21 protein-coding genes are annotated in these 19,638 nt (G+C 48.6%); 4 read left to right on the top strand and 17 right to left on the bottom strand.

Features of this window, described 5'->3' with window-relative positions:
* The gene (locus tag L0B52_RS06555) at positions 1 to 1,332 is read left to right on the top strand and encodes an SLC13 family permease (RefSeq protein WP_235063931.1); all 1,332 of its coding nucleotides are present in this window, start codon (positions 1 to 3) and stop codon (positions 1,330 to 1,332) included.
* Between the two features lie 8 nt (positions 1,333 to 1,340).
* The gene (locus L0B52_RS06550) at positions 1,341 to 1,844 is read left to right on the top strand and encodes a hypothetical protein (RefSeq protein WP_235063930.1); all 504 of its coding nucleotides are present in this window, start codon (positions 1,341 to 1,343) and stop codon (positions 1,842 to 1,844) included.
* Here L0B52_RS06550 and tatC read toward each other — a convergent pair.
* The 7 genes from tatC to L0B52_RS06515 are packed head-to-tail and all read right to left on the bottom strand — an operon-like array spanning position 1,841 to position 7,269.
* Positions 1,841 to 2,608, bottom strand: a complete 768-nt coding sequence (tatC, locus tag L0B52_RS06545) for a twin-arginine translocase subunit TatC (RefSeq protein ID WP_235063929.1) — start codon at positions 2,606 to 2,608, stop codon at positions 1,841 to 1,843. The two genes, L0B52_RS06550 and tatC, sit on opposite strands and share 4 nt — an antisense overlap.
* Positions 2,605 to 3,021 carry a Sec-independent protein translocase protein TatB gene (tatB, locus tag L0B52_RS06540; RefSeq protein WP_235063928.1) on the bottom strand — a complete coding sequence of 139 codons (417 nt, stop codon included), beginning with the start codon at positions 3,019 to 3,021 and terminating at the stop codon, positions 2,605 to 2,607. The genes tatC and tatB overlap by 4 nt, the downstream gene beginning before the upstream one ends.
* 12 nt (positions 3,022 to 3,033) lie before the next feature.
* On the bottom strand, positions 3,034 to 3,267 hold the full coding sequence (gene tatA / locus L0B52_RS09625; RefSeq protein ID WP_260088284.1) for a twin-arginine translocase TatA/TatE family subunit: 234 nt from the start codon (positions 3,265 to 3,267) through the stop codon (positions 3,034 to 3,036).
* A gap of 7 nt (positions 3,268 to 3,274) precedes the next feature.
* Complete coding sequence (locus tag L0B52_RS06530; protein WP_235063927.1) at positions 3,275 to 3,601, bottom strand: phosphoribosyl-ATP diphosphatase; 327 nt, start codon at positions 3,599 to 3,601, stop codon at positions 3,275 to 3,277.
* Positions 3,591 to 3,977, bottom strand: coding sequence for a phosphoribosyl-AMP cyclohydrolase (hisI, locus tag L0B52_RS06525; RefSeq protein WP_235063926.1), 387 nt, complete (start codon positions 3,975 to 3,977; stop codon positions 3,591 to 3,593). Before hisI ends, L0B52_RS06530 begins: the two co-directional genes overlap by 11 nt.
* On the bottom strand, positions 3,970 to 6,075 hold the full coding sequence (pta, locus tag L0B52_RS06520) for a phosphate acetyltransferase (RefSeq protein ID WP_235063925.1): 2,106 nt from the start codon (positions 6,073 to 6,075) through the stop codon (positions 3,970 to 3,972). The genes hisI and pta overlap by 8 nt, the downstream gene beginning before the upstream one ends.
* A gap of 3 nt (positions 6,076 to 6,078) precedes the next feature.
* Positions 6,079 to 7,269, bottom strand: a complete 1,191-nt coding sequence (locus L0B52_RS06515; RefSeq protein WP_235063924.1) for an acetate/propionate family kinase — start codon at positions 7,267 to 7,269, stop codon at positions 6,079 to 6,081.
* Between the two features lie 144 nt (positions 7,270 to 7,413).
* Between L0B52_RS06515 and rlmH the strand changes: the two genes are divergently transcribed.
* Positions 7,414 to 7,884 (top strand): 23S rRNA (pseudouridine(1915)-N(3))-methyltransferase RlmH, encoded by a 471-nt coding sequence (gene rlmH, locus L0B52_RS06510; protein WP_235063923.1) that lies wholly within the window; start codon positions 7,414 to 7,416, stop codon positions 7,882 to 7,884.
* Between the two features lie 2 nt (positions 7,885 to 7,886).
* Positions 7,887 to 8,834, top strand: a complete 948-nt coding sequence (locus tag L0B52_RS06505) for a nucleoside recognition domain-containing protein (protein WP_235063922.1) — start codon at positions 7,887 to 7,889, stop codon at positions 8,832 to 8,834.
* Here L0B52_RS06505 and L0B52_RS06500 read toward each other — a convergent pair.
* The 10 genes from L0B52_RS06500 to lptF form a co-directional block, all read right to left on the bottom strand.
* A complete protein-coding gene (locus L0B52_RS06500; protein WP_235063921.1) occupies positions 8,831 to 9,496 on the bottom strand; it encodes a sulfite exporter TauE/SafE family protein in 666 nt (221 codons plus the stop codon). The two genes, L0B52_RS06505 and L0B52_RS06500, sit on opposite strands and share 4 nt — an antisense overlap.
* A 5-nt stretch (positions 9,497 to 9,501) precedes the next feature.
* Complete coding sequence (gene ccoS, locus L0B52_RS06495) at positions 9,502 to 9,684, bottom strand: cbb3-type cytochrome oxidase assembly protein CcoS (protein ID WP_235063920.1); 183 nt, start codon at positions 9,682 to 9,684, stop codon at positions 9,502 to 9,504.
* Positions 9,681 to 12,065 (bottom strand): heavy metal translocating P-type ATPase, encoded by a 2,385-nt coding sequence (locus L0B52_RS06490; RefSeq protein WP_235063919.1) that lies wholly within the window; start codon positions 12,063 to 12,065, stop codon positions 9,681 to 9,683. Before L0B52_RS06490 ends, ccoS begins: the two co-directional genes overlap by 4 nt.
* The gene (locus L0B52_RS06485) at positions 12,062 to 12,556 is read right to left on the bottom strand and encodes a FixH family protein (RefSeq protein WP_235063918.1); all 495 of its coding nucleotides are present in this window, start codon (positions 12,554 to 12,556) and stop codon (positions 12,062 to 12,064) included. Before L0B52_RS06485 ends, L0B52_RS06490 begins: the two co-directional genes overlap by 4 nt.
* Positions 12,557 to 12,560: 4 nt before the next feature.
* Positions 12,561 to 13,925: a cytochrome c oxidase accessory protein CcoG gene (gene ccoG, locus L0B52_RS06480; RefSeq protein WP_235063917.1), complete on the bottom strand. Its 1,365-nt coding sequence runs from the start codon at positions 13,923 to 13,925 to the stop codon at positions 12,561 to 12,563.
* A 115-nt stretch (positions 13,926 to 14,040) separates the two neighbouring features.
* Positions 14,041 to 14,946 carry a cytochrome-c oxidase, cbb3-type subunit III gene (ccoP, locus tag L0B52_RS06475; protein ID WP_235063916.1) on the bottom strand — a complete coding sequence of 302 codons (906 nt, stop codon included), beginning with the start codon at positions 14,944 to 14,946 and terminating at the stop codon, positions 14,041 to 14,043.
* Between the two features lie 186 nt (positions 14,947 to 15,132).
* Complete coding sequence (gene ccoO, locus L0B52_RS06470; protein ID WP_235065469.1) at positions 15,133 to 15,738, bottom strand: cytochrome-c oxidase, cbb3-type subunit II; 606 nt, start codon at positions 15,736 to 15,738, stop codon at positions 15,133 to 15,135.
* A gap of 26 nt (positions 15,739 to 15,764) precedes the next feature.
* Positions 15,765 to 17,231: a cytochrome-c oxidase, cbb3-type subunit I gene (gene ccoN / locus L0B52_RS06465; protein ID WP_235063915.1), complete on the bottom strand. Its 1,467-nt coding sequence runs from the start codon at positions 17,229 to 17,231 to the stop codon at positions 15,765 to 15,767.
* Positions 17,232 to 17,469: 238 nt separating this feature from the next.
* Positions 17,470 to 18,522, bottom strand: coding sequence for an LPS export ABC transporter permease LptG (gene lptG / locus L0B52_RS06460; protein ID WP_235063914.1), 1,053 nt, complete (start codon positions 18,520 to 18,522; stop codon positions 17,470 to 17,472).
* Positions 18,519 to 19,568, bottom strand: coding sequence for an LPS export ABC transporter permease LptF (gene lptF / locus L0B52_RS06455; RefSeq protein WP_235063913.1), 1,050 nt, complete (start codon positions 19,566 to 19,568; stop codon positions 18,519 to 18,521). Before lptF ends, lptG begins: the two co-directional genes overlap by 4 nt.
* Positions 19,569 to 19,638: the final 70 nt, after the last annotated feature.

Below are 19,638 nucleotides of genomic sequence, written 5' to 3'. Positions count from 1 at the left end.
ATGAACCACGAAACCGCTCAAGCCATTTTTGGCATAGACCCCATGTGGCTATCCGCGATCATACTGATCGCTGTTTATATTGTTTTGATTAGCGAAAAAATCAACCGCGCCGTCATCGCCTTACTCGGCGCTTTTTTAATGATCTACTGCGGCCTGCTCAACCAGGCACAAGCCGTAGACAGCATCGATTTCAATACCATATTCTTGCTCATCGGCATGATGATGCTGGTGAATATCACCGCAAAAACCGGCGTATTCCAATACGTCGCAATCAAATCAGCGAAGGTCGTGCGCGCAAGCCCAACCGGTATCTTGCTGATGTTATGCATCATCACCGCCGTATTCTCGGCCTTGCTCGATAACGTGACGACCGTGCTGTTAGTCACCCCGGTCACGCTGCTGATTACTGAACAACTCGGCGTCCGCGCCTTTCCTTATCTTTTTGCAACGATTATTGCCTCAAACGTAGGCGGTACCGCAACCATGATCGGTGACCCACCGAATATCATCATCGGCTCTGCCACACACCTCTCGTTTATGGACTTCTTAGTGCATATGGCGCCGGTAGCAATCATGATCATGGTCGTGGTGCTTTTATTATTTTGGCTAACCATGCGCAAACGTCTGAGCGCCAGCTTGAAAGCCCGCGCGCGGATTATGCGCTTTGACGAACGCGATGCCATCACAGACATCGGCCTGCTGAAAAAATGTGCCGCGGTATTTAGTTTGGTGTTATTCGGGTTTTTCGTCGGCCATCAACTACATATTGAACCAGGCACCGTTGCCCTTTCTGGCGCTGCACTGCTGATGTTGATCGCTTATGGCCATAAACCGGCGGAAAAACAAACTGACCATGTGCATCACACCTTTGCCGAAGTGGAATGGATCACCATTTTCTTCTTCCTCGGTTTGTTTATCATTGTTGGCGCGGTAGAACACTCCGGCTTACTCAGCGTAATGGGGCAGAAATTGATTGCTGCGACTAATGGCGATCCGCAGAATATGGCTTTTGCGGTACTTTGGGTCTCGGCGATTTTATCCTCATTCTTGGATAATATTCCGTTTGTCGCGACAATGATTCCACTGCTTGAAACCGCCTCAACTCACGTTGGTGGCGATCAATTTGGCCCGGTGTGGTGGGCGCTGGCATTAGGCGCTTGTTTGGGCGGCAACGGAACACTTATTGGCGCGAGCGCCAACCTGACTGTCGCAGCATTTGCTGAAAAAGCCAAGCAACCGATTGGTATGGTGCAATTTGCTAAATGGGCGTTCCCATTGATGCTGATCACCGTATTGATTGCCCACTTCTACCTGTGGATTCGCTACTTTTAAAGGCAAATATGACCATACAGACGCTTATCTCTGCTCTGTGTGCGATTGGATTACTGTCTGGCTGTGCTCAAGTGCCGTTGCCACAGCAACCAGAAGTGCTTGCTGCACAAAATGGCAGCAGTGCCACTGAAAAAACCGCAGCCGCTATAAGCGATATTCATCCTTTTATAGTGAATTATTTCAAAGAAATACAAGATTTCGAAAAAGAATTTTGTGATTCGCTTCAATACAAAGACCCCATGGCATATTGTTATGGGGAGCTTAATATGGCCTATATTAAGCCAAGAATCGCTTATCAAGATGAAGACGTTGCTTTATTGACTTCCGAAGGGATCAAAGAAATGGAAGGTAGTGGCGGTTTTGGTGGCGATGTTTTGTCGCTACACAGCAATAAAATACTTTACGGCGATCTAGGCTATTCGTTTAGCGCAAAGCGCCAAGACAATACACTAATCGTGACTTACGAAGGTAGAGACGGTTTAAACAAAGAAGTGGTGCCTCTGCCGCTTTAAACGTCAGGATCTTCGTGCTCAGTTTTTGCTTGCACGCGTTTAGCAACAAACAAACCAATTTCAAACAAAATCAGCAACGGCAGCGCGAGCAAGGTCTGCGAGATAATATCCGGTGGGGTAAGCACCATACCAATCACAAACGCTGCAAGGATAATATAAGGGCGTTTTGCTTTTAGCGATTCAATGCTCACCACACCCATTTGCACAAGAATGACTGTGGCGATCGGTACTTCGAACACCACACCAAAAGCGATAAACAGGCGCAGACTGATCGACATATAGTTGGTGATATCGGGCATAAACGCCACGCCTTCGAGCTGCACACCGCCTAAGAATAAAAACAACAGCGGTAGAATGACAAAGTAGGCGAATAACACCCCAAGATAAAACAGTATCGTGCTTGAGGCTAAAATCGGCAGCATCAGGCGTTTTTCATGACGATACATCCCGGGAGCAACAAACGACCAGATTTGATAGAGCGTCCACGGCATGGTGACCAGCACAGCGAGAAACAAACACACCTTCACCGGGGTTAAAAACACATCAATCGCATCTTTGGCGAGCATCGATTGTCCAGGCAATAAATTGCTCAATACCGGGCGGGCAAAAAGCGTATATACCTGGTCATAAAACGGCAATAGCGCCACAAATATCACAGCAACGGCCAGCAGCAGACGAATCACGCGACTGCGTAACTCGACCAAATGCTCGACCAAGCTCATTTCACGATCGTCTTGTTCGCTGTCTTTATCTTCGGCGTTCATTCAGGTGAATCTTTGCTGTCTTCTTCAGCTGTAGCGGGTTTGGCTCGCATCCGCTCGGGTAGCTCTTCCACCCCAGTATCAGCGAATTCATCGGCATTATGCGACGGGCTTTGTGTGTCGCGCAGTTCGGCATCGAGTGCGTCGAACTCATCGCGTACCTCGCGATCCATATCCATCACCGATTGATTAAGCTTTTTAATATGGTCTTCGACATCAAGGTCGTGGATTTGCGAGCGCAGGTTATCCAGATCGAGTTCGTGCTCGATATCGCTTTTTACATTATGAAACGTACGGCGCAATTTGCGCAGATAAATGGCGATCGTGCGCACCACCTCTGGCAGGCGGTCCGGTCCAACCACCACAATACCAATGATCGCGATCGTCGCTAGCTCCCAAAACCCAATATCAAACATGATGGGCGAAGTTTAGTGGGTATGGTCTTCTTTTTTGACCTCACCTTCGATCACATCGTCGTCGGTTTGATCATGACGGACGCGCTCCTGCGCTTTCGTTTTTGCTTCTTTGTCTTCTTTGTTGACTTCTTTGAACCCTTTAATCGCGTGCCCTAGATCCGAGCCCAGACTACGTAAGCGCTTGCCGCCAAAAATCAACACGACAATCACCAACACGATCAACAATTGAATTGGACTAATCCCCATATATTCCTCACTCGCTACGTTGTGCTTTTTCCGTCAGTCCGGATAATCCGAAGCGACGTCCTAATTCTACAAAAATTTCCTCGACTGCGATACCATGACGCGCCAGCACAACCAAGAGATGAAACAGCAAATCCGCGCTTTCATAGACGATTTCATCGTGCGTACCGCCTTTAGCCGCGAGCACCACCTCGGTCGCCTCTTCGCCGATCTTTTTTAATAATTTATCTTCATGTCCCTGCAATAATTTTGCGACATAGCTTTCATCAGCGCTTGCTTGCGCGCGCTCAGCGACCACTGCTTCTAGCACATCAAGTATTGCGGCTTTATTGTCCATAAATATCCTCACTGGCTTTGAGCACCGGCGACTCTTCTAACCATTCCCCATCCTCTAGACGGCGATAAAAACAGCTCTTATGCCCGGTATGGCAAGCGATTCCACCACGTTGGTCCACTTTAGCGATAATAGCATCACCATCACAATCAAGCCACAAACCAAGTACGCGTTGCGTATGGCCTGAGGATTCGCCTTTTTGCCAGAGTCGCTGACGTGAGCGACTATAATAAACCATCTCGCCGTGTTTAACCGTCTCTTCTAATGCTTCTCTATTCATCCACGCCTGCATCAGCACGCTATTATCGTGAGCATCAATCGCAGTCACACACACCAACCCTTGGTCGTTGAACGTGACCGCATCAAGCCAATCAGCCATTGCTTCTATCCTGCGCCTGCTGTGCTTGTACTGCAGTGATTGCAATGGTGTAGAGAATATCGTCGATTAACGCACCTCTTGAGAGATCGTTCACCGGCTTGCGCATCCCTTGCAGCACCGGCCCCATCGAAATCGCATTCGCCGAACGCTGTACCGCTTTATAGGTCGTATTACCGGTATTGAGATCCGGGAAAATAAACACCGTTGCACGACCAGCCACCGGACTGTTTGGCGCTTTTTTCTCACCAACAGAAGCAATTGCTGCTGCGTCGTATTGCAAAGGACCATCAACGAGGATATCCGGACGCAATTCACGCACTTTATCGGTCGCCGCTTTCACCTTTTGCACGTCTTCACCAGCGCCAGAGGTCCCAGTGGAATAGCTTATCATCGCCACCTTGGGATCAACGCCAAAGGCTTTAGCTGTATCGTGTGATTGAATGGCGATTTGCGCCAACTCATCAACATCTGGGTTGGGGATAATCGCACAATCACCGTAGACCAGCACTTGATCGGGTAAACACATGAAAAATACCGATGAGACCACTGATGCACCAGGCGCTGTTTTGATAATTTGCAGCGGCGGGCGGATGGTGTTCGCCGTGGTATGAACCGCACCGGAAACCAATCCGTCCACTTCACCGGCTTCAAGCATCATCGTGCCGAGCACCACATTATCTTCCAGCTGTGAACGGGCCAAGGTTTCGTTCATCCCTTTATGCCCGCGTAACTCAACCAAGCGATCAAGGTATTTATCGCGCACCGCTTCAGGATCGATGATTGAGATATTATCCCCCAAACTCACGCCCTGTTGTTTTGCTACTTTACGCACACTATCTGGGTTAGCAAGCAATACACAGCGCGCCATACCACGCTCTGCACACTGACTCGCAGCAACAACGGTGCGCGGTTCATCGCCTTCAGGTAAGACAATCGTTTTATCAGCGGCAACCGCCTGCTGAACGATGTTATAGCGAAATGCGGCTGGTGAAATACTAGAAGCGCGTACTTCGGTTAAATACGCATCAACCCAATCGCTTTTAATATGTTCGGCAAAAAATTCTTTGGTGTGCTGAATACGGTGCACATCATCATTGGGAATATGGTGATTAAAATCATCCATTGCCCGTGCGGTTTTCCAGCTATTGGTCGAAATCTGCAACACAGGCAGGCCGGAAGCTTTTAACAATGGCCGGCATAATTTCATCACTTTTTCTGACGGACTGGTGGTCCCGGTTAAAATCAAACATGCCAAATGATTGCCGGCGGTCGCAGAAATGGTCACCGCCATCAAAGTGTCATCGCGATCACCGGGTGAAAAAATGCAGTAATTCGGTTTGAGAAATTCGATGGCGTTAGGTACTGTGCGCGCGAACATCACATAATCACGCACCCGGCGCGTCTCCATCTCACCAGGAATCAACACTTCAGCATCAAAATGGCGCTGCAGGTCGAGCACACGCGGTGAGGCAATATCGCTTCGTGCTGGCACCATACCGAGCAGCTTAAAGCGTTGTCCAAAGCGCTGTGAACTGAACACGGTATCGCCGTCTAACGCTTCATCGCCACCCACATGGTTGACAATCGCACCGAGTAAATTATCGCGCTCATAACCGCCAAAACCGCTGACTGAGAAATCCAAGCGATGTTCCAGGCGTGACAAGGTGGGCACTTGAGCGCTGGTCACAAACACCACATCGGCACTGAGCGCACGAGCAATTTTCTGATTAATCCCGTTGGCATAAGGCACATTCGGTGTTTCCAGCAACCCTTCCATCACCACAATATCAGCATCACCCTTGGCCGCGTCGAATTGCTGAATGACAAACTCCATCAATTCATCGACATTTTTCGTATCGAGCGCTTTTTGCACTTTTTCAGGGCGAATCGATAATGTTTCATCTTGTCGTCCACGGCAATACTGCGCCATCATGCGGCTGCTAAAATCCACATTTCCTGAGTCATTACTGTATTGCAGCACTGGCTTATGAAAGCCGACTTTCATGCCTTGGCGTTCCAAAGCGTGGTACAAACCGAGAACGGCCGAGGTCAACCCCGAGCCTTTATGTGTTGAGACGACTAAAATCGATTTCGTCATGTTTTATCCTTGTTCCATCAAACGGACGGTATCGCGGGCAATCATTAGTTCCTCATTCGTTGGAACCACCCAAACCGGCCTACTCTGTGCGCTGGCGATATTTGCTTCTGCCCCACGGTTGGTAGCTTCATTTTTTGCGCTATCTAGCGCAAAACCCATAAAGGCGAGCAACTTAACCACTTCTGCGCGCACATACGATGAATTCTCACCAATGCCACCGGTGAACACCAATGCATCAGTGCCACCAAGCGCGACCATTTGTCCGGCAATGTGTTTCGCCAGGCGATAGATATAAACATCGAGCGCACGTTTTGCTGCTTCATTACCTTCATCCATCGCTTGTTCTAGCGTCCGACAATCATTGGAAAGCTCTGAAAGTCCTAACAATCCCGATTCCTTCCACAACATATCATTAACGGCTTTTGCGTCCATCGCAAACTGCTCTGTGAGGAGATAGGGGATCGCTGGGTCGATATCGCCACTGCGTGTGCCATGAACCAAGCCTTCTAAAGGGGTAAGCCCCATCGTGGTATCCAAAGAATGCTCCCCATCAACCGCAGCCACAGAACCACCATTACCTAAATGCGCGATCACCAATTTAGCGTTTGCGTTATCCAGTAAGGTTTGCGTGCGTACCGCCACGTAGCGGAAGGATGTGCCATGAAAACCATAGCGGCGAATCCCATGCTCGCGATACATCTCATAAGGCAGGGCGTATAAATAAGCATGCTCTGGCATGTATTGGTGAAATGCGGTGTCAAAAACGGCCACCTGCGGCAGGTCGGGAAAAGCCGCTTTCGCTGCATCAATACCGATCACATGCGCCGGATTATGTAGTGGTGCCAAACGAATACAGTCAGCGATCTTATCGCGCACATTCTCATCGATGCGTACTGAATCGGAGAAATACTCGCCACCATGAACCACACGATGCCCCACAGCAACCACTTGCTCCAGCCAGCCGAGACTGTGCAGTTTTTCAACGATATCAGCCAACGCCTGTTCGTGCTTGCCATCGGGCAAGCTGTGGCGCTCTTTTTCATCTCCGTATTGGTAGGTGATTTCGCCAGCTTGACTGCCTTGGCCTAAGCGTTCGGCAATCCCATGAAACGATTCATTGCCGCTCTCAGGATCGACCAGTGCGAATTTAACACTCGATGACCCACAATTAACGACCAATACCCAATTTGACATGCTCAATCTTCCAAGCTAAAACAACGCACAATATGTTAGCACAGATACAAGATGCTCTGATTAAAACACGTGTTTTATAACCCTCGCTGATTGGTGAAGGGTTTTATGCGACAATTAAATGATTTTTAAACATCGGTGATCGCTATGCACATCCATTTAATCGCTGTGGGGCACAAAATGCCGGCATGGGTCAGCACAGGGTTTAATGAGTATCAAAATCGCCTAAAAGGCGATCTCACCCTCTCGTTAAGCGAAATCCCTTTACAAAAACGCAGCAAAGCCAGCCAGCTCGCCAGTGCGCGCGCAAAAGAAAGCGATCAGGTGATGAGTGCGCTTGCCAGCGCTGATTATGTGGTAAGCCTCGATATTCCCGGAAAAGTGCATTCCAGTGAATCGTTAGCGTCGCGTTTAGCGTTCTGGCAAGAGAACGTTCGTGAATTGGCGCTGGTGATTGGTGGGCCGGAAGGACTGAGCGATGAGGTTAAAAAGCGCGCGGATGAATCCTGGTCGCTAGGTAAACTCACCTTACCCCATCCATTGGTGCGTATTATCGTCGCTGAAGCGCTGTATCGTGCGTGGTCGATCAACCATAACCACCCTTATCATCGGGCGTAAAAATGTTTCGGTTACCTGCCGCGTGGCGAGAATACATCTGGCGATTAGGCCAAGAGATTGTGCTGATTAGCTGGGCGTTATTTAAGATTCTTATCCCGGTGTTGATCTTGGTGCGCCTACTCACGCAATGGGGCGTGATCGATATTTTAGCGGAAATCAGCGTACCAGTAATGCAATGGATAGGCCTGCCCGGTGAGGCATCGCTTACTTGGATGGTCACTATGGCGGCCGGGATTTACCCCGGTATGGCGGTATTTTTCAGCTCGGAACTGCCGTATCAATTAAGCGTGGCGCAAGTCAGTGTATTAGGCGCTCTGATGTTAATCAGCCATTCACTACCAGTTGAAGGCGCGATTGCACGCCGCGTTGGCGTGCGCTGGTCGGTGACCTTATCGCTGCGGGTAATTGGTGGGCTGTGTTATGCCGCATTACTGCACTTTATGTATCAGCTCAGCGGCTGGCTTGACGGGCCTAATACGCCGGTGGTGCCCAAAATAGCGGCCGAGCTGAATTGGCGCGAATGGCTGATTACGCAATTGCAATCGCTATGGTGGATATTCTGTGTCATCAGCGCGTTAGTGGTTGCTTTGCGCCTATTACGCTTTCTTGGCATAGAGCGATTGATTGCCTGGCTGCTTGGGCCTTTACTGCGCCTGCTCGGGATTGGTAAAAAAGCCACCGACATTACCCTGATTGGCATCACCCTGGGTTTGTCTTATGGCGGTGGATTATTGATTCGTGATGCCGATTCTGGGCGCATTCCGAAGCGCGATATCTTCACCAGCATGTGCTTGATTGGTCTGCTGCACAGCTTAATCGAAGATACGTTATTAATTTTATTGATGGGCGCTGATTTAAGCGCGGTCGTTTATGGACGCCTGCTATTTGCCTTTGTCGTAATCGCTCTGTTATCGCGCTGGATCAACCGGGATCAGGCTAGCTCAAGCTAGAACGTTTGCCACAACGACCACAAGCCAAGCAGAATAACCAGCACACCCAGCGCGCGTTTACTCGTCTCATGAGTCAGCGCTTTAATAATCGTGCCAGAGAAGACCGTTACGCTAAGCATTGAGGGCAGCGTTCCCACGCCGAAGGCAAACATCACCAGCGCCGCGCTGATCGGGTTCGCACTGCCAATTGCTAAGCCAAGCGCTGAGTAGATTAACCCACAGGGTAGAAGCCCCCAACACAGGCCAAGAATAAAGGCATCGCTATGGCTACGTGTCGGGATAAACGCGCGCGTGAGACGACTAATCGGTCGCCACAGAGCAAAACCATATTGCTCTAAGCTGCGGAGCGGGTTACGCGGCAGGAGCATTTGCAGGCCGATCAGGATAATGAGCGCCGCGGTCAAACGTCGCACAATCATCCCCCACTCGGGCAATGCTGCGTTGATGCCCAATAAAGGCAACACACTGCCGAGAATTAAGCCAAGCAAGGTGTAAGATAAGAGGCGTCCGCCATGATAGCTGATCAGATAGCGTTTGCGTGTGGCATTAAGCCCCAAACTCGCGCCAATACCGCCACACATCCCTAGGCAATGTGCACTGCCAGCAAGTCCTGTAGCGAGCGCACTCAAAAGTAAGGTGGCGAGGCTTAATTCACTAAACACCCGCGTTATTCATCCTGTATTTGTGCTTTTTTCTGTGCGCGTTCTTCTTCTGTATCATCCAAAAGTGGAATCATCGACGGCGAATCAAGATCGTCAAATTGATCGTTTTTTAACGCCCAACGAAAGGCGAATACGGCAAAAATCACCAAGACTAGCGACAGCGGAATCAGTAAAAACAGTATATTCATTCAAGTGTCTCCGGTGGCGGGGTTCTATTAACCCGCAAAGCGTTGAGTACCACCAATAATGAGCTGGCGGACATGCCAATCGCAGCAATCCAAGGGGTTAAAAAACCAAAAATGGCTAATGGCAATATCGTGAGATTATACGCTGCTGCCCACCAAAGGTTTTGGCGAATAATCCGTTCACAGCGTTGTGCCAGATCAAATAAAAAGGGCAGCGCCTGCGGTCCGTGGCCGAGCAAAACAATATCGGCATGGGTTTGTGATAGCGGGCTGGCCTTACCAACTGCCACAGACACATCGGCTGCGGCGAGTACAGGCGCATCATTGATCCCATCGCCAATCATCAAACTCGGTGCATCGATCGATTCTAAATAGGCAAGTTTCGCTTCAGGGCTCAGGCCACCATGATAGTCATCGATACCCAGCTTACCTGCAATCGTGGCAACATTTTCCTCGCGATCACCACTAGCGATATGCAGTTGATAACCGTTAAGCTGGCTCAAGGTGCGTGCTAATTGCGGGCGCAGCGGATCAGCGAAGCTAAATTCGGCTTGTATGCCACTCGTATTAGCAAGATACACATGATTGGCGTGGTCATTCGGTGGTGAGACTGACCAGCCATGCGTGTTCATTAATGCCGCGCTACCGATATACCAATCTTTGCCGTCTACCTTACCCCACACGCCTTGGCCACTTAAGTATTCCACGCTTTGTAATGAGGCTTCGCTCACGTCTTGTCGGGCGAAAAACCACGCAATCGGGTGATTACTATTCGCTTCGAGTGCTTTAGCGATTTGCCAAACCAACGCAGGATCGCTGTGCGTAATCTGACTATCAATCAGGCTCAAATGACCGTCGGTCAGCGTACCGGTTTTATCGAAAATAATATGTTTAATACACCGGAGTTTGTGTAGTGTATTACTGTCTTTGATCAGGATGCCATGCGCGTTTGCGTGGTTCATTGCACTGGTCAATGCTGTCGGCGTCGCGAGTGATAAGGCACAAGGGCAAGTCGCCACCAATACCGCCAATGCCACTTCAAACGCGCGTCCGGCATCAATAAATTGCCAGGCGATATAACCGGCTAACGCAAGAACGATCACCGCAATAATCGTATGTTGGGCGATCTGCTCGTTTCGATCAATCAGTGGTGAGCGGTGCTGCTCGGCGCGTGCGACCAAACGGCGAATCCCAGCAAGTGTAGTGCGTTGTCCGGTTTCGACCACGCGCAGGGTGATCGGGCTTGCAAGATTATTGCTGCCTGCCAACACGCGGTCCCCAATCCCTTTACTGAGCGGCGTACTTTCGCCACTGAGCATCGCTTCATCAACACGGCTGCTACCGGCGATAACCTCACCATCCACGGGAATAGTGTGCGTGGCGCGAACGATGATTTCATCGTTAGGTTGTACGGTAGTCAGCGGTACCAGCTGCACCTCACCATCGATACATTTCTCCACCGCGTCCGGCAATAATTTAGCGTAGCGGATGTCGTTAAGCCGCGCGCGGCGGCGTGCCATAAATTCCAAAAATCGGCTGATCGATATAAAGAAAATAAACATCGTCACCGAATCAAAATAGATCTCGCCTTTACCGATCACCGTGTGATAGACACTCGCGGTATACGCACCCAGCGTGGCGACCGCAATCGGCAAATCCATATTGGCTTTCTTAATACGCAAGCCCTGCCACGCGCTAGTGAGAAACGGCCAACCGCTATAAAACATCACCGGCGTGGTCACCAACAGGCTAATCCAGCGCAGCAGCTCAGAATATTCGCGGTCGATGCCAAAAAAAGCCCCGGTATAAAGGCCTGTGGCGAACATCATTACCTGCATCATGCCCAGCCCAGCAACGATTAAACGCAACAAACTTTGATTGCGTGCTTGATGTTGCTGCTGTTCGTCTGCTTGTGGGGTAAACAGGTTTGGCGTGTAGCCAAGTTTGGCGATGGTGGCGAGAATGTCGCTCAGTTTACTGTCTCGCCAGCGAATTTGCGCACGACCAGTGGTGGTATTGACTTGTACATCTTCAACCAACGCTTCTTTATTGAGCGCGCCACGAATCAACCAGCTACAAGCGGCACAGTGAATGCCTTCAATATACAAATGAATTTCCTGGTCGCTGTCTTGCGAAAAAACATACTGCGCAGCGATTTCCGGAATATCGTAGGCCTGCCAATGCTCGGCGTTGTAATGTTGATCAGGGCGAGGGGCGATATTGTCGCGAACCTGATAATAGGCGCTCAAGTCATGCGAGGCAATCATCTCTGCCACGCCAAGACAGGCATAACAGCAAAACTGCTGCTCTTGTCCGTCAAGGGTGGCGTGGATATCAATGCCTTGGGGAATCTCCAAATGGCAGTGATAACAATGTTGGCTCATGGCAAAGTTAAGCTGATACTAGGCTCGGCATCTGAATGACGGTTGTCGCTTTGCCCCACCATTTCCCATTGTGGATCGTTGCTTGGATGTACTTTGACGTACCATTTGTTACCTTTGATATCCTCAACTGTACGATCGCTAATCGGATACACGTTCGGCGAAAAAGCGTTTAACGTTAACTCTTGATCTAGATTAGCACGTGTCGCGTGCTCCAGAATCAAGGTGAGCGGTTCTTCAATCGCAGGATCCGTGGTCAAGGTTAATGCCCCATTACTGATATCGCCAGTAATCGCAATCTCATTCGGATAAACACTACGCTTACCGGGCGTGAGACCTTGTTTTTGATAGGTTTCAATCACCGCTGAATCTTTACTACTTATCGCGAGATAAATCGTAAACATGCTCCCCGCTACAGTCAGTAGGGGAATGCTGATCGCGAGGATGAGAATGTAGTTTTTATACCACGGTATCTGGGTTTGTTCTCTGCTCATTTATTTACAATTTCAAGAATTTAGATTCAATACTGACCGCATCATCCGCATCATCATCAGGCGTCACCGTAAAGAGAATTTCTTGACTTGGCATACTCAATGAGGCTTTTGGGATATTCACGCGAATGGTTTGATCTTCGACTTGCGCCGCACCCACATCATATTCAGTTTTGCCGTCAATGACAGCCCCTTCAATCCCACTGACGCTAAGCACATAGCTGCGTGCGCGCTCGGTTTTGTTCATAATATTAACATTGTAAATGTTTTGTATCTGATCGCCAGCAATTTCTCGCGATAACACATTACGATCACGCACAATACTGAGATCAACATTACTCTTGGTCACAATCGCGAAAATAAACAGGGTGAACGCGACAGATAACACCAAACCATAACCAAAGGTTTTGGGTCGCAGGAATCGTGTTGTACCACCTTCAAGTGACTTAGTTGACGTATAACGAATCAGGCCACGTGGCGCGCCAATCTGATCCATCATCCCATCACAGGCATCAATACACAGCGCGCAGGCAATACACTCTAATTGCAAGCCATCACGAATATCTATCCCAGTAGGGCAGACTTGTACACACATTGTACAATCGACACAAAAGCCCAGATCTTCAGGGTTTTCACGGTCTTTACGCTTCAGACGACGACGCGGTTCACCACGCTCTTCATCATAGGCAATAATGAGGGTATCACGATCAAACATCGCACCTTGAAAGCGCGCGTATGGGCACATGAATTTACAGAACTTTTCACGCATAATGCCGGCTTGCATATAACAAAAGCCACCATAAAATAAAATCCAAAAATAGCCCATCAAAGGCAACGAACCCGTAAAAAAGTCAGGAATCAATTGGCGAATAGGATAGAAATAGGCCACAAAACCAATCCCGGTAATTAAGCCCACCAGGATCCATGCCCCATATTTGGCTACGCGCTTAACAATTTTGTTAAAACTCCAAGGCGCACGAACCAGTTTAAGTTGCTCAGAACGGTTACCTTCTACCGCTTCTTCAATCCACAAAAACACTTCGGTATAAACGGTTTGTGGGCACGCATAGCCACACCAAACCCGCCCAAGTAAAGCGGTGACAAAAAACAGCACCAGAGCTAAGCCGAGCAAAATAAAGGTCAGCAAGATAAAATCTTGTGGCCAGATATTGAGATCAAAAATATAAAAACGACGGTTCGCTAAATCAAACCAGATCGCCTGTCTACCATTCCATTGGAAAAACGGTAGGGCATGAAAAATCAACAGCAAAACCACCACTGCTGTTTTGCGCAAAGTCTGAAAACGACCTTTAACCGGTCGTGGGCGAATTTTAACGTGCTTATCGTAAGCTGGTGCTTGTGGACGCGCCATAGCAATACCTCATGAAGCAATGATTTTTTTATTATAGAATAAATTTTATATTAGCTTTTATTGGAATAAAAAGCAATAAAGCCCGCCTCTACGGCGGGCTTTAAGTTAGCAACGATTATTGTGATGAATGGTCGCTTAGTGAGTAGACATAAGCGGCAACAACCTTGATTTTTTGCTCGCCTAAGCCTTCTTTCCATGCCGGCATCTCGTGATTTTTCGGACTAACCATCTGACTGACAATATCATCAATTGTCCCATTTTGACTATAGAGCCAGATATCATCGGTGAGATCTGGTGCACCTAGCATTTCGTTACCGGTACCATCCGCACCGTGACAGGCAATACAGCTCTTGTTATAAAGATCTTTACCTTGCGCTGCTGCAGTAGCATCAGCATCACGTCCACCGAGCTCATGAATATAATTAGCAACAGCCACCATCTCTTCCTGGCTTGGTTCAGCAAGCGCACCATATTGAGGCATGTTACCCTTACGACCGTTGGTGATGGTCTGTACGATTTTATCGCTACTGCCACCCCACAACCAATCATTGTCAGTTAAGTTCGGATAGCTTCCAGGGGTACCGGCTGCATCAGAACCATGACAAACCGCACAGTTTTGTAAGAAGATGCGGTGCCCAGAGGCCAACGCCTGCTCATTTTGCGCGAGTTCTTCAACGGTTTTGGTGTCGTAGAATGAAAAATACTCTTGCGCTTTGGCATCGGCTTTAGCGCTCGCTTCTTCAAACTGCCCAATCTGTGTCCAACCCAAAACGCCTTTCCATACGCCTGGATATAACACCAAATAAACACCCGCAAAAACAATCCCTAAATAGAAAAGAACAAGGATCCAACGTGGTGACGGGTTGTTATATTCTTGGATACCATCCCAAGAATGATCGATAATCTCACCTTCTGGTGCGTTATCGCTCGGTTGTATGCGGCTTGTCCACATGACGAAGACAACGTAAGCCACAAGGTGTCCAATCGAGATGATTGCAACTAATAATGCAATGGTAGACATGATTTACCTCTCATGATGTTCTGTATTATGCCGTGGGTTAATTAGCGCGTCGTCATCTTCTTTAAGCGCCAATTTCCCAGCATCTTTATAAGGCTGATTGCGTCTTGGGTAGTACAGGATGATGCCCATTAGAATGAACGCCACAAACAGTACTACCGTTATAAGACTTTGCCAAAAAGCCATGGCTTACCGGTTCTCCTGGAACGCCACACCTAAACCTTGCAGGTACGCGACCACAGCGTCCATTTTGGTTTTTCCTTCCAATGCGGCAGCTGCTGCTGCAATGTCTTCTTCGGTGTAGGGTTCGCCAAGTGCCATCTTGGTACGCATACTTTTCACAGTACGCTCAACATCAACCGGTGTTTCAGCTAACCATGGATAAGCCGGCATATTAGATTGCGGTACCACATTACGTGGGTTGAGCAAGTGCAGAACATGCCAATCATTAGCATATTTGCCGCCGATACGTGCTAAATCAGGGCCAGTACGCTTCGATCCCCACTGGAATGGGCGATCATAGATGGATTCTTCAGCCACTGAATAGTGTCCATAACGCTCAGTTTCCCAACGGAACGGACGAATCATCTGTGAATGACAGCCATAACACCCTTCTTCGATATAGGTGTTAAAGCCTGCTAAACGCAATGGATCATATGGTTTAACGTATTCTGAAGTTGTCAACGTCTTGTCAAATGGCAGGGGAAGAATTTGTACAATCCCACCCCAAATTACCGCCAACAAGATCAACAATCCCATTGTAACAATGCTTTTTTCTACAAATGCATGACCTATGGTTTTCATGATTCCTCTCCCTTATGTTATGCAGTTTGCGGTTGACTAACAGATGCTTCTTTAGCTGGCTTGTTTTTGAGTGTCATCAAGCAGTTATAGAACATCAACACCATGCCGCTGAGGAATGCAACACCACCTAAGAAACGTACCAAGACGAAGATGTATTTCTTCTCAAGGATTTGCGCGAAGGTGTAAACCAATGTGCCATCAGCATAAGTTTCACGCCACATCAAGCCTTCCATGATGCCGGCTACCCACATAGAGGTTACGTAGAGAATGATACCGATGGTTGCGAGCCAGAAGTGAACGAAGATCAAGTTACGGCTGTACATTTCGGTTTTACCGTACAGACGCGGCAACATGTGATAAATCGAACCCATGGTGATCATCGCTACCCAGCCCAATGCACCAGAGTGTACGTGACCAACGGTCCATTCGGTGTAGTGCGAGAGTGCGTTGACTTCTTTGATCGCCATCATCGGACCTTCGAAGGTCGACATACCGTAGAACGATAACGCCACGAACATGAAGCGAATAATCGGGTCAGTAATCAGTTTGTTCCATGCGCCTGAAAGCGTCATCATACCGTTAACCATGCCACCCCATGATGGGATCCACAGAACCACTGAGAACACCATACCTAAAGTTTGTGTCCAGTCTGGTAACGCTGTGTAATGCAGGTGGTGCGGGCCCGCCCACATATAAATCGAAATCAATGCCCAGAAGTGCATGATTGACAGGCGGTATGAATAAATCGGACGTTCTGCTTGCTTAGGCACGAAGTAATACATCATCCCCAAGAACGCTGCAGTCAAGAAAAACCCTACGGCGTTGTGTCCGTACCACCACTGAGTCATCGCGCCAGTAGCGCCTGAGAGCAATGGATAAGAGTGCAGCCAATCAACAGAAGCGAGCACACCCATAAAGCTGCCTGCCTGATAGTTAGCTACTGGAATTTCAAGGTTATTGAAGATATGCAGTAATGCAACCGCAATAATATAACCGCCGAAGAACCACAAACCGACATAGATATGCTTTTCTTTACGCTTACCAATGGTAAAGAAGAACACGATGGCATAAGCCACCCAAACGACCGTGAGCAAGATATCTAATGGCCAGATTAACTCAGCATATTCTTTACCTTGGGTAAAACCGAATGGATAGGTTAATACCGCGCCAAGAATCACGAGGTTAAAGCCATAAAACGTAAACGCTGCAAGCTTGTCTGAAATCAACCGTACGCCACAAGTGCGTTGTACGGCGTAATAAGATGTCGCAAACAGGGCATTACCACCAAACGCGAAAATTACTGCGTTGGTGTGCAATGGACGCAGTCGTCCGTATGCTAAAAATGAAATGCCTTCGGTCATATCAGGCCAGTATTGTTGAGCAGCGATAAACACGCCAACCAACATCCCGATGACACCAAAAACAATCGCCGCCCAAGTAAACTGTTTGACGACACGGTAGTTATATGTGGTATCCGCTGTCATATTATTGCCTCTAAAAATTAATAGACGATGTGCGCAGGGCTCATCCCCAGCGGATATACCTTAATATTTTCGCAAGGAATTAGCAATAGGTATAGTTTGTTACTAACCTAAATATTTTTAATTAGCACAACGGTTTATAATGGACTCGGTCAGTTCGATATAATAGAGAAATAAAAATTTGTTAAGTAATTTATAATGTTATCATTAAGATTAATTTATAAAAATCTAACCTCAGACATTATCGATGTAATAAATAAATCGGTAATAAGGCAAAAAGTGTGATCGGCAACAGTGCGCCAAGTAGCGGTGGTGCGCCCAATAACAAACTTAAATTACCGGCAATCCCTTCAACAACGTAATAGCTCACCCCGATCAAAATCCCCACGACCAATCGCGAACCTTGATTGGCGCTGCGTCCATGGTTAAACGCAAACGGTAAAGCGAGCAGGAGCATCGTACAAGTAGATAAAGGCAGCAGCAGTTTCTGCCATAACGCCAAGCTTTCAGCGCGATAATTTAGCCCATTAGCGCGCAAGAATTGCGTTTGTCGGTAACGCTCACTCAAGCTGGGAAATTGGTTTTGTTCGGCGAGCAAACTTAAATCTTTCGGCTGCAGGTTGGTCTGCCACGTGCTTTGTGCAGGTAAAGCATCCATCGCTTGCGGATCAAGGCGACTGCCACGATAGTCGTTAAGCTGCCAACCCCCGTCTTGATAGGTTGCGCGCGAGGCTAAAGCAATCTGAATGCTATTGCCTTCTTCACGCTGGAAAAAGGTCAGACGACCCAAACTGCCGTCTTCGTTGAGTTTACCAATGCGCGTGATGACACCACTGCTGTTTAGCCACAGCCCTTCATCACTACTCAAAGCAGCGCTTCGCCCAAGCGCCTGAGCGCGCAACAAATCACCTTTCGCGCTCGCCTGTGGCGATAGGGTTTCCCCAACCACCAACAACGCCATACCAAGCAAAGCAGCCAGCAGCAACCCACTACGTGCCAAGCGCAGTCGCGAAACACCACAGGCCTGCACGACGGTCAGCTCATTCTGGCTGCCGAGCTGTCCCAAGCCCATAATGCCGCCAATCAGCACTGCGGCTGGCGCAAACAAGACAATGCGTTGCGGCAGGTTATAGAGCTGAACCAGCAACATCGTCCCTACACTGTATTGCCCTTTGCCGATATTATCGACGTCATCAGCGCTCTGAATAAGGATATCGATGCCGAGTAAGAAAATTAAGGCAATCGCTGTCGCACCAAGCAAAGTGCGCAATACATAACGGTCAAAACGATTCATGCACGCCTCCTTGCATAGACTAGCCACACGAAAACGAGCAACCCGACAAGGGCGATATGCAGCCACAAACTACCAGGCCACGGACTGATCGCACCTTTTTCCACCGCTTTGCTGATAAATTCCTGCACATTAAGATAGAGCGCAAACAGCACAAAAATGGGGATCAGGCGTTGGTAGCGACCGCTACGCGGTGCGGTTTGGGTGAGCAGCGGCATCAGCAAAACAAAAATAAGCAAAGCAAACGTCGGGTTCAGACGATTTTGCAGCTCAGCAATGTGCGCCGGGCTGTCATCCAAGGCATGCGTGGGCACATTGCGCAGGCGATGGCTGGCGGCAGCTGTTTGCTCTGGTAAACGTAAAGTGGCTTCGCTAAAGGTCGTAAAATTGCTTTCTTCAGGATTTAGTGCGCTATCCCAGGTTGTACGAAAGCCATCATATAAATGCAGGTGCCGTACGCCGTCTTTAGCGCTTAACTTACCTTCTGGCGCCACAATCGCACTGGGTTCGCCCTGGGTTTGTCGATAGACAAAAAAGCCGCCAAGTTGATCACCACGCGCTAACTCTGCATATACGACACTGCCATCAGCCAGGCGCCGAAATTCATTAGGCTGAAACAACAGCATCGCCGCTTCTTGCTGGGCTTGATCATTAACGCTGTCTTGTTTTGCCGACACATAGGGCAATAAATACACATTACCCAGCGTCATCAACAAGGCCAGCGGCAATACAATCCACAGCAGCGCGCGACGAATATGCGCACGACTCATGCCGCAGGCAAATGCTGCATAAAGCTCTTGTTCATTATAAAGTCGCCCTAGGGTTAGGGTGATCGCGATAATCAGCGCCACTGGCATCAAGGTGAGCAAAAAACGGATACTCATTAACACGATGACCTGCCACACCGCTGCCAAAGAAAGATCACCAGCAGCAGCGCTGCTTAACAGGCTCGATAAGCGAAAACTGACAATAATCGCCAACAAGATAAGACTGGTGGCGAGAAAAATACGCAAGGTCTCACGGGCGATGTAGCGATGCAGTATAGGCATTGGATGGCGTTTGATTGGGTCGTTAACAGACGATTATGATGAAAAAACAGGCATTATATCGGAAACCGTT

This window comes from Suttonella sp. R2A3 (assembly GCF_021513215.1).
In the GTDB taxonomy this organism is placed as follows: domain Bacteria; phylum Pseudomonadota; class Gammaproteobacteria; order Cardiobacteriales; family Cardiobacteriaceae; genus JAHUUI01.
Note: the sequence above shows the minus strand (reverse complement) of the source record. Positions and strands in the feature narration are given on the sequence as shown.